The 14,884-nt window shown below is 34.8% G+C and carries 14 protein-coding genes and 2 pseudogenes; 13 read left to right on the forward strand and 3 right to left on the reverse strand.

Features of this window, described 5'->3' with window-relative positions:
* Positions 1 to 67 precede the first annotated feature (67 nt).
* Together QNH17_RS12995 and QNH17_RS13000 are read left to right on the forward strand one after the other, a co-directional pair.
* On the forward strand, positions 68 to 1,084 hold the full coding sequence (locus QNH17_RS12995; RefSeq protein ID WP_283879067.1) for a DUF3231 family protein: 1,017 nt from the start codon (positions 68 to 70) through the stop codon (positions 1,082 to 1,084).
* An 878-nt stretch (positions 1,085 to 1,962) separates the two neighbouring features.
* The gene (locus QNH17_RS13000; protein ID WP_283879068.1) at positions 1,963 to 2,346 is read left to right on the forward strand and encodes a hypothetical protein; all 384 of its coding nucleotides are present in this window, start codon (positions 1,963 to 1,965) and stop codon (positions 2,344 to 2,346) included.
* A gap of 482 nt (positions 2,347 to 2,828) precedes the next feature.
* On the opposite strand, the gene QNH17_RS30005 is transcribed toward QNH17_RS13000, so the two are convergent.
* Positions 2,829 to 3,047 carry an alpha-helical endospore appendage domain-containing protein gene (locus QNH17_RS30005; RefSeq protein WP_481858597.1) on the reverse strand — a complete coding sequence of 73 codons (219 nt, stop codon included), beginning with the start codon at positions 3,045 to 3,047 and terminating at the stop codon, positions 2,829 to 2,831.
* A 183-nt stretch (positions 3,048 to 3,230) separates the two neighbouring features.
* Between QNH17_RS30005 and QNH17_RS13010 the strand changes: the two are divergent.
* A pseudogene (locus QNH17_RS13010) lies at positions 3,231 to 3,383 on the forward strand (CotD family spore coat protein); the annotation flags it as partial.
* Positions 3,384 to 3,697: 314 nt separating this feature from the next.
* Positions 3,698 to 5,113, forward strand: a complete 1,416-nt coding sequence (locus QNH17_RS13015; RefSeq protein WP_283879069.1) for a coiled-coil domain-containing protein — start codon at positions 3,698 to 3,700, stop codon at positions 5,111 to 5,113.
* Positions 5,114 to 5,521: 408 nt separating this feature from the next.
* Here QNH17_RS13015 and QNH17_RS13020 read toward each other — a convergent pair whose 3' ends face one another.
* On the reverse strand, positions 5,522 to 5,854 hold the full coding sequence (locus QNH17_RS13020; RefSeq protein WP_283879070.1) for a hypothetical protein: 333 nt from the start codon (positions 5,852 to 5,854) through the stop codon (positions 5,522 to 5,524).
* Between the two features lie 183 nt (positions 5,855 to 6,037).
* Between QNH17_RS13020 and QNH17_RS13025 the strand changes: the two genes are divergently transcribed.
* Positions 6,038 to 7,264, forward strand: a complete 1,227-nt coding sequence (locus QNH17_RS13025; RefSeq protein ID WP_283879071.1) for a phospholipase D-like domain-containing protein — start codon at positions 6,038 to 6,040, stop codon at positions 7,262 to 7,264.
* 358 nt (positions 7,265 to 7,622) lie between these two features.
* Here QNH17_RS13025 and QNH17_RS13030 read toward each other — a convergent pair.
* A pseudogene (locus QNH17_RS13030) lies at positions 7,623 to 8,865 on the reverse strand (IS110 family RNA-guided transposase).
* 418 nt (positions 8,866 to 9,283) lie between these two features.
* Between QNH17_RS13030 and QNH17_RS13035 the strand changes: the two are divergent.
* The 8 genes from QNH17_RS13035 (at position 9,284) to QNH17_RS13065 (ending at position 14,830) form a co-directional block, all read left to right on the forward strand.
* Positions 9,284 to 9,730 (forward strand): SMI1/KNR4 family protein, encoded by a 447-nt coding sequence (locus tag QNH17_RS13035; protein ID WP_283879072.1) that lies wholly within the window; start codon positions 9,284 to 9,286, stop codon positions 9,728 to 9,730.
* A gap of 188 nt (positions 9,731 to 9,918) precedes the next feature.
* On the forward strand, positions 9,919 to 10,215 hold the full coding sequence (locus tag QNH17_RS30010; RefSeq protein WP_481858598.1) for a DUF5316 domain-containing protein: 297 nt from the start codon (positions 9,919 to 9,921) through the stop codon (positions 10,213 to 10,215).
* Between the two features lie 416 nt (positions 10,216 to 10,631).
* Positions 10,632 to 10,778 carry a hypothetical protein gene (locus tag QNH17_RS13040; protein WP_283879073.1) on the forward strand — a complete coding sequence of 49 codons (147 nt, stop codon included), beginning with the start codon at positions 10,632 to 10,634 and terminating at the stop codon, positions 10,776 to 10,778.
* A 798-nt stretch (positions 10,779 to 11,576) separates the two neighbouring features.
* A complete protein-coding gene (locus tag QNH17_RS13045) occupies positions 11,577 to 12,350 on the forward strand; it encodes a TerC family protein (RefSeq protein WP_283879074.1) in 774 nt (257 codons plus the stop codon).
* Positions 12,351 to 12,553: 203 nt separating this feature from the next.
* Positions 12,554 to 13,027 (forward strand): hypothetical protein, encoded by a 474-nt coding sequence (locus QNH17_RS13050; protein ID WP_283879075.1) that lies wholly within the window; start codon positions 12,554 to 12,556, stop codon positions 13,025 to 13,027.
* 107 nt (positions 13,028 to 13,134) lie between these two features.
* Positions 13,135 to 13,524: a hypothetical protein gene (locus QNH17_RS13055; RefSeq protein WP_283879076.1), complete on the forward strand. Its 390-nt coding sequence runs from the start codon at positions 13,135 to 13,137 to the stop codon at positions 13,522 to 13,524.
* A gap of 130 nt (positions 13,525 to 13,654) precedes the next feature.
* Complete coding sequence (locus QNH17_RS13060; RefSeq protein WP_283879077.1) at positions 13,655 to 13,798, forward strand: hypothetical protein; 144 nt, start codon at positions 13,655 to 13,657, stop codon at positions 13,796 to 13,798.
* A gap of 684 nt (positions 13,799 to 14,482) precedes the next feature.
* Positions 14,483 to 14,830 (forward strand): cupin domain-containing protein, encoded by a 348-nt coding sequence (locus QNH17_RS13065; RefSeq protein WP_283879078.1) that lies wholly within the window; start codon positions 14,483 to 14,485, stop codon positions 14,828 to 14,830.
* Positions 14,831 to 14,884: the final 54 nt, after the last annotated feature.

Consider the following 14,884-nt stretch of genomic DNA (forward strand, 5'->3'; position numbering starts at 1 on the left):
CATATTGTTAGAAAAATTAGGGAATATTGTACAAGAAAGGATTGTTTGGTTAGATGGAGGTTTTTTTATGGAGGCAGACAGTTATGAACAGCTTACATCAACAGAGATAACAGCTCTTTGGACATCCTATATTAATGATACTGCCATTGCTTGTCAGTTTAAATACTTTTTGACCATAGTTGAGGATGAAGAGATTAAAGCATTAGTCAAACATGCTTTTGAAATTGCTCAAGGCAATCTTAAAACACTAACTGAGATTTTCAACAAAGAAAAGTACCCAATACCATATGGATTTAAACTTATTGAGGATATAAATGTAAATGCTCCTAGGTTGTATTCAGACACATATTTCTTGAATTACCTTCATCATGCATCACAAATTGCTTTGCAAGGATACAGTATCCATCTATCAGTATCAGTTAGGGCAGATGTTTACAGTCATTTTAGTGAGTGTATTTCGCAATTAATAAATTTTCTTAGGGATGTAAAAGAGCTTTTATTATCTAAAGGTCTTTATATCAGGTCTCCTTATTTACCTATACCAGATGATATTGATTTTGTTAAAAAACAAAGTTTCCTTAAAGGCTTTTTTGGGGAAAGGAGACCATTAATAGGTACAGAAATATCAAACCTCTATGTTAATTTTCAAAGAAATGCTTTTGGAGTTGCAACCTTAATAGGATTTAGTCAAGTTGCACAGTCACAAGAGGTAGCTAAGTTTTTATTTAGAGGTGTAGAAATTGCAAAAAAGCATTGTGATGTTTTTGGATCTATCCTTAAAGAGGATTACCTTCCAGTACCTATGTCATGGGATTCAAATGTAACAGAGTCTACAGCTTATACTTTTTCAGATAAACTTATGATGTACTATACTTCATCCCTTATTGCCCTAAGTATTGGATTTTATGGTACAAGTATGGCGATGAGTCCTAGAAGGGATTTAGGTCTGCATTATGTAGGACTTACTGCTGAAATAGCTTTGTATGCTGAAGACGGGGCTAATATAATGATTAAAAATGGATGGCTAGAACAGCCTCCTATGGCTCCTGATAGGGATGAATTAATAAAAAATAAAATCAATTAATATCCATATTCAAGTCCTTCTGCATAAAAACAGAAAGGGCTTATTATTTTATTTCATTTCATTAGAACTTAAGCAACTTCCTTCCTGATACTTTGTGAAGATTTTCACTTAAACTAATGGGTGCGTTAGTTTATAAATAAGTAAGAAAACCATCTTATCTAAGGTGGTTTTCTTACTTTGTGTTTATATATAAATTATAATAAGAGGAGTTGGTAGGTTTATGAAGAATACTAATAACCTTACTATAGAGGAGTTGGAAAGACGTATTACTCATTTTGAGGATCGTCTTACGGATTTTATTATTACCGTGGAATAACGAGAGTTAATCAAAGCTTAAGGGAACTAAAGAAGGCTAAAGAGCGCAAGGCTTCTTAAAACTTTAAAAAAAAATAACAAATATAAATTAAAGAGCATTATCTGTGAACCATATATAGATTTTTATTAATTTTTTCATCATTTGGATAGAAAAGTGTATAAAGTTCTTATTATGATAACGGGTGCTTATGTTAAATAAAAAGTCGCAGCAGCGACTTTTTTTCTTGTTCCACTAAAGCATCCGGATAGTTGAAGAAACGCTTGGTTTCATATGGTAAAGCGATTCCTTTAAAGACGCAGAAGGACAGAAGCAACAGTTTTAAATCCAAGCTGTCATATTGGCAGCTTTTCTTATTGACTAATGGGAAGTATGGACACTCTAATCAAATAATTTGATATGATTATCTCAAATACTTTATTTGGAGGAAATACCTTTGGAACATCTACGAATTACTAAGAAAAAAGTATTGAAATACCTTCAAATTGCTTCAGCCGTTGTCTTATTTGTTGTTATTTTTTATACACCTATTCTAAAAATGCCAATAAGTTGGTAAGGTTCTTGGGTGGGAATAGAAGCTGAACCTGGCTATATCCCTTTTGAGTATAGTAAGAGTTATATGACCACTTCATCCTGCGGTAAGAGGTGCGATAAACTAAAATTACATTATATATCAAAAAAAGCCGAGCTCGTAGTAACTGCCACTAATAACGTAAGTTGGTACAATGATCCCAAATGGGATAAAAAGAACAGAATTAAAGGAACAAAATATTTTTATAATGAAAAAAACGGAAAGCAATACTTAGATTGGGAAGAAGAAAAAGAAGAATTAGAATTAACTGTTGAATATCAAGGTGAAAACAAATTAGCTAAATCAGAAATTGTAAAAATTGCAAACTCTATAAAAGCTGTGGGCAAGTTATTAAACTCCCATGAAAATAAAAAATGAAAAAAGGGCATGAAAAAATAGACCAAGAGAAACCAGTTTTTAAAAAAAGGCTGTGCCTCTTGAAGAAAGTATAAGGTTAGCTGGTAAAACGAAATAGTAATACCTTTCTATTTAAAATAAAATCAGGAAAGCTGGCGCACAACCAAAAAGAGGATTAATCTCCCATAAGTGCTACCCCTAAATGGGCGCGACAGTCGGTGGTACACCGTGGGAACAAAAAATGGGCGGCGGATTCGAAGTGCAAGAAACAAAGCTAGTGAGTGCACACGGAAATAATGGAATTAATTGCAAAAAAGATTGTAGAGATAGTGAAACAATTTCATAATTCCAAGTCAGACCGCCATTTGTATTTTTAAATTTGAATTCTAAGAGCATTTTTTCTTGATGACGTCACGAAGGGTACTTTGAACACTTGCATTGACATCTAGTAAATCTCCTGATGAGACATCTGCAGGTGAAAGTGTAACCGCTGAGTCACCTAGTTATCCAAGAACGAACTGCATCTTCTCTGCCTCAGCGTTCATAATATGAGCAAGAGCCAACTCCTCAAGAGCAATGGAACTGAGAAGTAAAGGAATAGTGTGTTCAACAGAAACTGAAATCAACGGTGTGATATTTGGTATATTCGGTAAAGACAAATAATCACCACTATTTCTAGTAAAAAATAGGTATATAACTAGTCCGCTTATACAAGAATCCACATAGACTGTTGATGTAACAAGACATATTCACATTGAGGTCATTTAACGATGAAAAGAAACTTTCCACCATAAAACATGTTGCCGAATATGATACCGCCTGTACGACCATTGCAAGCCCAATACTGCCCACCATAACTACTTCCGCCTCTAGCGTTTCCTGTACAGTATGCCCCACCACATCAATATGTAGAAACAAATATATTTAATAAGGTAGTCACACATGTCCATCCTCCTCATACGACAACAGTTTACAAACTTCATATTAATCATCAACATTATTTTCCACACACAGAATCTTGTGTAAATAAGTGTTGTGAGACACAAACGATGTGCTGAGTACCGGTTAACCCATGTTGTCCTCAAGGACCATTCGGATTTTAATTTACTAAACCTCCCATTCCTTTGAATATGTTTACTCAAAAGACGAATCATTTTCGTATCCAATTAATACTGCCCTGAAATATCCGAAAAAAACAGGAATCATTTCACTCATTAGGAGTCTATTTTCCGAGGTTGAAATTAACAAAGTTTTTTCTTATGGACTCGTTGCTGTTGAGGAAAATGTGATTGAATATGTTTTTATAAAAGCAGATGAAATACCAGAAAATAAATATTGAAGGCAATGAAATTGTTGATAAGGGGGTAAATAAATGGATCATACCAATGAATCGAACTCATCCATCATGAAGTATTGGGGTTCTATGATGAAGTCCAATCAGGAATTTCAAAAGGAATTGCACCAAGAGATTCAGAGTCTAATACAAAAAATTGGTAATGAAAATTCACCTATAACTAATTTATTAGCAGAAAAAACTGCTCATGTTAATAGGTTTCAGGAATTAGAATATGAGAGAAACCTATTATTTTATAAAGAACTACAAAATAAAAATGCCCAACTAAATGGACTATACGAACAACTAAGAAAAGAAAAAGTTCAATTAGCAGAAAAATATGAAGAGTTAAAAGAAGAAAAAAGCCAATTAGCTGATTCAAATGATGATGTAAAAGAAAAAAATGCTCAATTAGCAAGTTCATATGAAGAACTAAAGGAAGAAAAAGCTCAATTAGCTGACTCATATGATGATGTAAAAGAAAAAAATGCTCAATTAGCAACTTCATATGAAGAACTAAAAGAAGAAAAAGCTCAATTAGCTGACTCATATGAAGAATTAAAAGAAGAAAAAGCTCAATTAGCTGACTCATATGAAGAATTAAAAGAAGAAAAAGCTCAATTAGCTGACTCATATGAAGAATTAAAAGAAGAAAAAGCTCAATTAGCTGACTCATATGAAGAATTAAAAGAAGAAAAAGCTCAATTAGCTGATTCATATGAAGAACTAAAAGAAGAAAAAGCTCAATTAGCTGACTCATATGAAGAATTAAAAGAAGAAAAAGCTCAATTAGCTGACTCATATGAAGAATTAAAAGAAGAAAAAGCTCAATTAGCTGATTCATATGAAGAACTAAAAGAAGAAAAAGCTCAATTAGATCATTCGTACAAGGAATTACAAGAGGCAAAAGATGAGTTAACCATATCCAGTGTTGAACTTTTACAAGCAAATGTACAAATGTATAAACAAATGAAAGCACTTAAATCAACAATCAATCATTTTGAAGAAGTATTTATGACCCCGCTAAGTCCATTATTGAATGGATTACTTGAAACGGAATCGATAAGAGAAGATTTACCAAAAGTGGGGATTGAGCCGCTCGATGGAAACTCTCCAAGAAATTACTTAGCTCTTTCCAAATTAACTGGTCAAATGTATTTAGCACGTTGGGTTCAGGAGTCCCTTTTTGAATCCAAGAAAAAACATCTGGTCTATTTATCAGATAGTGAGCTTAGTCTGATTGCAGAAATTAATCAATATTATCGTGCTGAAGGATGCCAATGGGATATTTTAGTAGTACCTGAACCTGGCAGATTTGAGGGTTCCCTAGTTCAAGATTTTTATACACCATTACGTAATTATAATAAGTTCTCAGGTGTGTATACACCGGCTTTCTTTCAAAAAGATAATGATCCGCCAACCTTTAAAGCACGAGTAAAAGGTCAATTATACTAAATTTCATCAGAAAGGCAAACGGGGCATAAGCACTTCCCATTGCCTTTATTCCTTTTCTTATTTTAATCAGAGGGTACATAAGGTGAATAATGAAAAAGATAAAAAACATCAATTGTTTGTGTAACACCGTAAGTTGGAATAATGGAAACCTAATTTAATTTAACAAAGGAGGTTATCCTGGGAATAATAGCTTAGTCATTTGTACTTTTTTCAAGGGTGGAGGGTGTATTAGGGCCCTTCAAACAAAGGGGTTTAAATAGGGGGGAGACTAAATCCCGACTTCTCATCCTACGAACGTACTGCCAGGTAAACGGTAAACCATTACATGGAATATGGTTTCGGTTAAAATTAGATTTGTGAAGTTTTTACTTAAACTCCCATGAAAATAAAATATAAAAATTAACGAGGTTACATACCCCAGAAAATTTCTTCGCTCTTTGTAAAAGATTGAAGAAATTCTCTATCTACAAGTTGTGAACGGTAAGCTCGAATAGCCTTTAGCTTTTGATGTGCAACAGCTTCATTCAGAGGCACTCTTTCTGGCGGAGGCCATGGAACAAAGCGATGAATAGGAACTCCTTTAAAATCAAGTGCTTCATGAAGAGCAAAAGGATCTCGTGGCGTAACCCCTTGGGGCCATGGCCATTCGGAATCAGGTCCACTGTGGATTAAATAGGTATGAACACGACCTTTATATCCTAAAACTTTAATTGCGTCTCGAACAAACCAGTTGACTGCCATGTGGTCAAGGTGTTGATCTCTGCATGAGTGACATAATTTAAAAGTACATATAGTTGGCAAAGAGGAATATTCGGTCCAACGATTATTGCAAAACTTCCGCTCCATAGAGGGCTAACAGGATAGTTTTGTCCCAATAACAAAAACTAAAAGAATGAAAACGATAATATATAAAGGAGATTACATATGTTGAAAAAAATACGGAAAATCCTTCAAGTACTCCTATTTGTTTTTTTCGGCGCATGTTTTGTTTTGCTTCCTTGGAGCAATATTGACAGAACAACAGCCGAAAAAAGGATGGTATTTGACCAGCAGCCCATCCAATACCCGTTTCGTCAAAGTAATATTACTATGTATACGGACGGTAAACAGTTAGTCAATCAATTATTCTCAGATATAAGAAAAGCAAAACATTACGTGCATATCAACTTTTTCTCTATTGCTGATGATAAAGTAAGTCATCAGTTTCTAGATTTATTGAGGCAAAAAAGCCAGGAAGGTGTAGAGGTATATTATGCAGTGGACAGGCTAGGTGGAATTTTACTTAAGAATAGGGAAAGAGAATTATTGGTTAAAGCAGGAGTGCATTTTACGTATTACAATAAGCCTGCTTTTCCTTATCTTTTTGCTTCTTTGGATCGTCGGAATCATCGCCGTATTTCAATTATTGATGGAAGCATTGGGTACATTGGCGGATTTAACATCGGCAAGAAGTATTTAGGAGAAAAAGTAAAACTAGGTCATTGGAGAGATTATCACCTTCGAATACGAGGAGAAGGGGTGCAAGATCTAGAACATCAATTTGTGTTAGACTGGAAGAAAAACACAGAACAGCAGATTCCTACACACAGCGCGACAAAGGAAAAGGGAGCAACTTCGCATCGATTTACTGCATATTATAGCGGAGAAAAACTTGGGAAAGATTATGCAATTCTGTTTCATCAAGCCAAAGAGTCCATCAATATAATAACACCTTATTTTATATTAAATGACTTAACTATTTGGAACTCATTAGTGGATGCAAGAAAAAGAGGGGTTCGTGTTAAAATTCTGTTCTCGCCTCATTCGGATGCATTGTTAGTTAAAGAGGCAGCGTATCCATACATTCGAAAAGCATTAAAACAGGGAATAGAAGTATACGGTTATAAAAAGGGAGTGATACACGGTAAAGTATTCTTGATTGATAAAAACGTATTGATGGTAGGGACCGTAAATTTTGATTCGCGCTCGTTTCATTTAAATGAAGAAATGAACTGCTATATCCATGACCCAGTCTTTATTTCTAAAATAAAACCAGTGATTAATGAAGACTTCCAAAATTCAAAGCGAATAACATCCTCTGAGGTCAATCAATTATCTATAAAAGAAAAACTGAAAGAAAAGTTTGCAAAAATGATTGAGTATTATTTGTAAAACCTAAGTATTTTAATTTTAGACTGCATTTTATTAGATAAAATAGAATGCTATGAAGAGGGAACATTGTTTTCTTCTCTTTTTTATTTAGGCTATGGAAAGAGTTACTCATTTTTATTACCATTTAAGAACGATATTTTCTAAACGAAAAACTTATGGGCTTTGCGTTGTAAATCCTCATTTTCCTGATGGTACTCTTTGTAAATAAGATTGTGAAAAAATGTACTTTAACTAAACCAGCGAATAGTTTGTCAATATTTTTCAATAAAAATCCTAAAAATCACATGATATACTAAAAATAAGCATGCCAAATAACCTTCCTAACCTAAACTTTTGGAAGGTTTTGTACTGATTGGTTTTATTTTTTATTTAAGCTATTTTGGAAAGTGGAGTTGCTTTTTAAAAGTGCATATATCCACTGTAAAAGTTTATTTGCACAAGCTATTACAGCTACTTTATATGGCTTTCCTTCTTCGCGTTTCTTATCATAAAATTCCCGTAATCGCTTATTTCGGGGGATGAGTGTATCTGTCGTTTTCTTTTTGCGACAATCACGAATGGCACATTTAACAGCCATAAACAAGGCATGCCGTAATCGACTGGACCCTCTTTTAGTGATTCTGTTGTCGCTTCCCTTGAATCTACCAGATTCAAATATGCTTGGATCAATTCCGGCAAACGCTACGAGCTTTTTAGGTGATTAAACCGATCAATCTCACCAATTTCAGAAATAATCGTTGCTGCGATTTTTTCTCCGATACCTGGGATTAATTGGATAATCTTATATTCTTTGATTTCTTTTGTTAAAGCATCTATCTCTTCCTCAAACGTAGATAGGTGCTTTTGGTATTCTAAAAGCATTTTAATGTACATTTCTAGGGTTAAAATTAAGCTTTGATATAAGGTTTCCTGAAAAGGATTCCTTTCTGCTGCAGCTATTAGTTTCTGAGCTTTTGTTTCAGCCCACTTATAAGAACGACTTTTACATAACTCATTGATTTTAGCTGCTAAAGTTCCTTCGCCAGCTTCAAGTACATCGTTAGATGTACGGTACACCGACAAAGTTTGTAAAGAAACAATAGAATATAGGTCCCCAAAAACACCTCTAAATTCAGGAAAAACCTGATCAAGGATTGCTTGGAATTGTAGTTTAGTTTGAACAACAATACCTGTTAGGTTTTCGTGTTGTCTTGTTAAATTACGTAGGTTTAAAAGTTGAATCCCTCGTTTTATATAGGGCTCTAAGTCCTCCTTATAGTACAGCTTGCAGAGATGATTAGCATCGATAATATCTGTTTTTACTTTACGTAAACTTGAGCTCTTTGCACGATAAGAGATTAATGGATTAACAATGATTAATAAATAATTTCTTTCCTAAAAAAACTGAACTACGGGTGTATGATAATGCCCTGTAGATTCGAGTACAATTGGAGGTTTAACCCCAGTTAAACTCTCAATTTCTCTAAGAAATTGGTATAATTCATCTAGTCCTTCAAGGGTATGTGCTACTTTAAAACTACTTTGTATGGCTTTTTCTTTTCCAAGTAAGCTTGAACCTGACTTTTACCTTTAGCTATATCCAGACCAACGACTGGATTCATTTTTAAATCTCCTACTCCAATAATTAAATTCACCGGTACCCCTAATCATTCTTGCAGTATCATAGCTTCTCTTGTTATACGAGATCTATGTCCCAACCAGCCTCAAACATGTTTCTACAAGTAGGGGGCGAACTGTTTAGTTGACGGGATCCAAGCCCCACGGGTGCTTACGTTCTACCCCGGCTACCGATATCATAAAACGATATAAAAAATGTTCAACCAGAAATATCTGGCTGAACTTATAATACGAACGGGTGCCTATGTTAAACAAAGGGTTGCGTTGGCAGCTCTTTTTTCTTGTTCCACTAACGGGGCAGGTTAGCTTAAGAAGGAAATGACATAAACAGAGAAAAATATTATACTTTACCTGTTTAACATTTTGTCTAGTAAGGGAAGGAAAAAGTATGGCAATTCAACTGTGGTTGATAAAATAAAGAACTTACCAAACTGTAAAGTTCATTCTCCTTCGGGCTATCCCGTTGTAGAAAAAGGACATCTTTTACCAGGTAATTTTTATAAAATATGTGGTGGAATTGACTTATATATCGACCGTGATTATGGGATAACAATTGTTTCTCCTAAAGAATTTGTGATCATCGGTGAAAAAGCTGAATATGATATTTCTTCAAATTGGTACATTATTGGTCGTGATACAAATTATAATTACTTAACCATTGACCTTAACAAGTCACGTTTAAGTAGATGTTATGATAGTAATTGGGACATTCACGGTGTTGCTGGAAGTTGCCCTATAATCGCCAATTCCTATATAGAGGTAATAGAACGCTTAATAATAAATAAAGGAAATCATTGGTACGATCTTCAAGATGATTTTCCTACTCTGGGGGATGCCTATGATGAATGATCTTGTTGTAATTATGGGGGCAAAGTTTTGAAGATCCACGGCTGCTTCGGCGGCTTTTTTGTTGTTCCACTAACGGGGCAGTATACTGTAATAAGAATGGAAAATTAATGCATTAATAAAATTCCAGAAAATGTTATAATTAAAATAGAAATAAATCGAAATAAAATACCAAAAAAACCAGTAAGGATGTGTTACTAAATGAAGAAACTTGTTGGAGGAATTGGTATCGTGGTGGTAGCTTTCCTCATTTCAGTTTTTTAAGCGATTTCACTTTATTGTATAAAATTACTGGAGTTGTCGGAATTATCTCACTGGTATTAAGTGCATTGTTTTCTGGAGCATTCGTGGATGGGGATAGATTGGGCAGAAATTTACAATCTGAATCAAAAGAAGATAGAAAACAGAGATTTTTACTAACTAATTCTATATTATTGATTGGGCTACCGAATTTATTAATTGCAACAGTTAGCTATTTTGTAATGTAATGAATGAACAGTTACCAATGCTGTCTTTTCCTTGTTGAACTAACTGGGTGCTTTCCTTAAAGATATGGTTGCCAAAAACGGTACCCTATTTCGGAAAAACTTCATCATTTACGGTAGTTTTATGAAGGCAATTGGGATTTACTTTTCAAGTTTTGTGACAGGAAACCGAATCCGTTAGGGTCAGAGCACTTTTTATGGGGAAGAATAGGACGTAATGGGATTTGAACCCATAAGATAAGCAAATAACGCTGATATAATCTATCTGTTCTACCTTTAGCTACAAGTCCTAAAGATAGTGTGTGAAATATCTGAGTCTTTATTCTAAAAAATTTAAATGAATGTTATACCCACATTATCGTATAAATCCTATCCTCTACATAGATAATATGAGAGATTAACCAAAGGAGATGATAAGGATGGAAACAAAGGATGATTTTTTAACTGGAGCTAAAGTAACAAAGGATAATCAAATTTATGGAACGCCTAAAAGCAAGAGCAAAAATGGTACTGGAGACTCACCAAATGATAATGTCGGTAAGAATAAAAAGGGACTCGGTCGATAAAGATCAGCCAAGAGTAACACTTGGCTACTATTTTTTGCTCCACTAGCTTTGGACTTTTAGCATAATGAATTATGTCAAGTAAAATAACTAGTTAACAGAATCTGATGGGGCGATGCTTTAATGATGCATCGCCTTTTCCTTGTTCCACTAACAGAGCATGTTAGCTGAAGAAGGAAACGTATTAAGTGGTGTTGAAATTAATACTTATGTATGCCTTTTTGTTGAGTATCGAAATATGTGCTTCATTATAACAGTTTACTTTAAGTGCTAATTTTATATGTGAGGTTTTTCAATGAAAAATTATATCGATATTATCAATCAAAACTATGTATTAGAAGAAGGTTCTTTTCTGCATTCTCTTGCAGAAGAATGGATTTTTAATGAAAGAAAAATGGGCAAAGGTAAGTAAAAACTTTTTACACTTAAACTAAGGTTAGGTTAGATATGTGGTAGAAATGTAGAATAAAAAAGGATTCGCTATACAAATGATTGGACTCAACATTAGGAGAACTAAAGAAGATATATCAGAAAGATTAAAAGGATACATGCTGTAATAGAAGCCGATTTTGTTGTTGTGTTATTTTAAAGGGGCGTGTTTTTTTAAAAAAGTATTTAAATAAATTTAAATTTTTGGGTATTACAATATCATAAAAATTAGTTGGTAAAATCAATCTTTATATCGAACTTATAAAGAATGCTAAGTTGGTTTGTTTAAACAAATCTAAATATAAGTAATTTAGTTTTCCTATGGATTTTTGGGAAATTCTATAGTTAATGATAAAAGAAAGGAGAAAATGAATGGAGTCACTATGGCTGGAGTATGCTTGGGCACTGTTAATTTTAATAGGATTAGAAGGATTGTTATCAGCTGACAACGCTCTTGTACTAGCGGTAATAGCCAAGCATTTACCCGATGACCAGAAAAAAAGGGCGATTAATTACGGAATTATTGGAGCATTTGTGTTCCGGTTTGCTGCACTTTTTGTCATTTCCTTTATTGCAAACGTATGGCAGATTCAGGCGATAGGAGCAGCTTATCTTCTATACCTGGGATTAAAACATGTCATACAAGCGAAGTTCGGGAAAGATAATAAGAATATCCATAAAGACGATGAAAAGGAAGCAAGAGGAAAAGGTTTTTATTCCACAGTAGGGAAGATTGCATTAGCTGACCTCGCTTTTGCAGTGGACTCGATTCTCGCTGCGGTTGCTCTTGCTCTTGGACTCCCAGATTCACCACTTGGAGAGTTCGGCGGCATGGATGGAGGACAGTTTATCGTTGTTTTACTAGGTGGTATTGCCGGACTTATCTTGATAAAGTTTGCAGCAACCTGGTTTGTGCAACTTCTTGAAAAACGTCCGGCTTTGGAAACAACAGCATATGCAATTGTTGCCTGGGTTGGTGTTAAACTTGCTGTCATTACCCTTGCCCATGAGGATATTGGTATCTTAGATCATCATTTTCCTCACAGTACAATATGGACGGTCATCTTCTATGTGGTATTAGTTGGTATTGCCCTAATCGGTTGGTTTGCACCAAGAAACAAACCACTAAAAGAAGCTAGGTCTTAAAAATATAACATAGAAAACTGGACAAATAATCGTTCTATAAAATCAATAGGGACAAGAGTTTAAGATGAAAATGAGTTGCGGTAAGCAACTCATTTTCTTTTTTGCTAACGGGCAGTTTAGTGGAAGAGTGGAGACGAGTTATTTTAAATCTAATCGGGAAATATAAAGTCGACTTAGTATTACTCCAAAGGAGGACTCGACGATTGGTTCTTGCCACTTTTATAAGCTTATCATTGTTTCTAGCACTCATTGCCCGATTCGCCGTGAGAACCCTTCACTTTTTTGAAATCGTATTTACAATCACGGTCAGTATATTTTTGTACGTAACCAGCTGGGGCAGTATTTTTTTCAACTACGGTTTGTTTTCCGCTTCAGCAAAACTGGGGGCGTTTTGCTGTTTTCTAATTTTTGGTTACATTACAGTACCTTCGGTCGTTCTGACAGCAGTGAGCATTGGATTTTGGCGAGGCAGTCTCAGATGGAAGTTGCTGATTTGGCTGGGGAGCTCAGCGGTACTATTAGGGATGGAAGCATTGGCGGTCTGGGGAAAGGTGATCATATATCACGATTGGACCTTTTCTTCAACGTTCGCAGCTTGGATTGTGTATTTAGCCGTACTGTTTATTTTGGTGCATATGTATCGTAATCTGCTCCGAAAGGATGTTCGGATCCCGTGATACTTTTCCCACCAGATAGATTCAATGTTAATGAATGGTTTATCATCATTGTCATCCTTACAGTTCTCAGCTGTATGTGGATGCTACCTAGGAGGTTTCCTCCATCGATGGTATTACTGACTTCTCTTGTCCCTCTCCTATTTGCTAAAGTGTTCGATTCAATCTTGTTGTTACCACCTTTCGAGATGTATTATGTTAACGACATAAAGCAAGTGGAATGGTTCGACCTGCTGTTGTATTTGATGTACCTGCCCTTCGGGTACTTGTTTCTATATGCGTATGACTGGTTTCGCCCTAAACCAGTCAGTACCGTTGCGATACTTACGGTAACTTCGCTTCTTGCTGTATTGTTCGAGTGGGTAACGGTAAAAGTAGGTGTGTTTTATTATACTGGCTGGAAAATTTACTATTCGCTACCCGTATATATCACCGTGCAAAGTTTGTATATCATCTTATTTGAGCGTATGAAAAGTGAATATATTCGTACTAAACGGTAGCCTAGAAAGAACATTGCTAATTACTTACTGTTTCGACCACAATCTAATGGTACTCTCACGCATATTGTTCAACTAACGGGTGCGTTTCTGACCTAAGCAGCTATGATTCTTTTTGAGGGGGTGAGGTCTTTTGATTATTAAAATTGACTTTGGTGACGATTTTATTCAATTCATTTCTTGTTCAACCAAAGTAGGGCGGAAGATAAACTGTATTGAAAAAGACTTCCTAAAGTGGATTTTTGATGAAGAGAACAATACAAAATATTGGCTTTAGAAAATGGCGAAAAGATACACCCAAATTATGATGCAAATGCAATTATAGATTGGTTAAACAATGTAAGGTTTAAGAAAGGAATGGAGAAAGCTAAATTAATTCCGCATCTTCAATTAAAAGTGAAAAAGATTATATATTACTAATTTGAATTTAAGATTGTGAAAAACTGTACTTAAGCTAACGGATGCAAGAGTTCAAGATGGATCGCTGCGGCGGTCTTTTTTGCTTTTTGCGCAAACGTGGCAGTTTAGTTCAAGAAGGTTTTTTCCAATATTTGTAGGATTATTCTTATAAATACGATGTTGAGGAGGAACCTCGTTGAACCAAAACAGATTAGGATAGTTATTTTTAGGGTTTGCTGGATGCTTTGGCTTGTGATAAATATCATTAAGAGTATTCCTGCAGAGAAATTAACCTATCTTTGTGAAATTGGGAATACCCAAAAAACATTACAATGGCTTATACAGGACTACCTTAACCATATGGAGAATCATATTAACAAGCAAATCTTAATTAAGGGAAACAACTAAATCTTAATTTAGTTGAACTAACGGAGCATTACTGGATAACAGTAATGCTTTTTTCTTCTTCAAGTAACGAAGCAGGTTAGTTGAAGAAAAAAAGGTTATTCCACTCTTTTGTCGAACTAACTCTTTTGATAAAGTATTGCAAAGGAGAAAGAGTATGCTGAAAAAAGGACAATTAGAAGTGATAAACTTACACAAATTAATAGAAAATCAAAACGAATATACAAATTTTATTGTGAGTGAAGTTAATGACCACGCTCTTCGAATAGCTGTTATAAACGGAGAATTCCACTGGCATAAACACGAAAATTGTGATGAATTATTCTATGTATTGGAAGGTGAACTTTTCATTGACTTTGAAAACGATGAAACAGTGTCTTTGAAACCAGGTGAAATTTTTACAATTCCCGCGAATACAATGCATCGTACTCGTTCAAAGGAAAGGACAGTTAATCTATGCTTTGAAAAGTCCAGTAATGATATAACAGGTAGTAACAACAGGTAAAATGCAACTCAACAAATGGGGGCAAGAGTTAAAGATGGGGACGCTTCGGTGATC

Origin of the sequence: Neobacillus sp. SuZ13 (assembly GCF_030123365.1) — a bacterium.
Classification (GTDB): domain Bacteria; phylum Bacillota; class Bacilli; order Bacillales; family Cytobacillaceae; genus Neobacillus.

Excerpts from the sequence above, each read along its gene's own strand:
- QNH17_RS13065 (WP_283879078.1), top strand. The coding sequence starts at position 14,483 with ATGCTGAAAAAAGGACAATTAGAAGTGATAAACTTACACAAATTAATA.
- QNH17_RS13055 (WP_283879076.1), top strand. The coding sequence starts at position 13,135 with ATGGTATTACTGACTTCTCTTGTCCCTCTCCTATTTGCTAAAGTGTTC.
- QNH17_RS12995 (WP_283879067.1), top strand. The coding sequence starts at position 68 with ATGGAGGCAGACAGTTATGAACAGCTTACATCAACAGAGATAACAGCT.
- QNH17_RS13015 (WP_283879069.1), top strand. The coding sequence starts at position 3,698 with ATGGATCATACCAATGAATCGAACTCATCCATCATGAAGTATTGGGGT.
- QNH17_RS13040 (WP_283879073.1), top strand. The coding sequence starts at position 10,632 with ATGGAAACAAAGGATGATTTTTTAACTGGAGCTAAAGTAACAAAGGAT.
- QNH17_RS13020 (WP_283879070.1), bottom strand. The coding sequence starts at position 5,854 with ATGGCAGTCAACTGGTTTGTTCGAGACGCAATTAAAGTTTTAGGATAT.
- QNH17_RS13045 (WP_283879074.1), top strand. The coding sequence starts at position 11,577 with ATGGAGTCACTATGGCTGGAGTATGCTTGGGCACTGTTAATTTTAATA.
- QNH17_RS13025 (WP_283879071.1), top strand. The coding sequence starts at position 6,038 with ATGTTGAAAAAAATACGGAAAATCCTTCAAGTACTCCTATTTGTTTTT.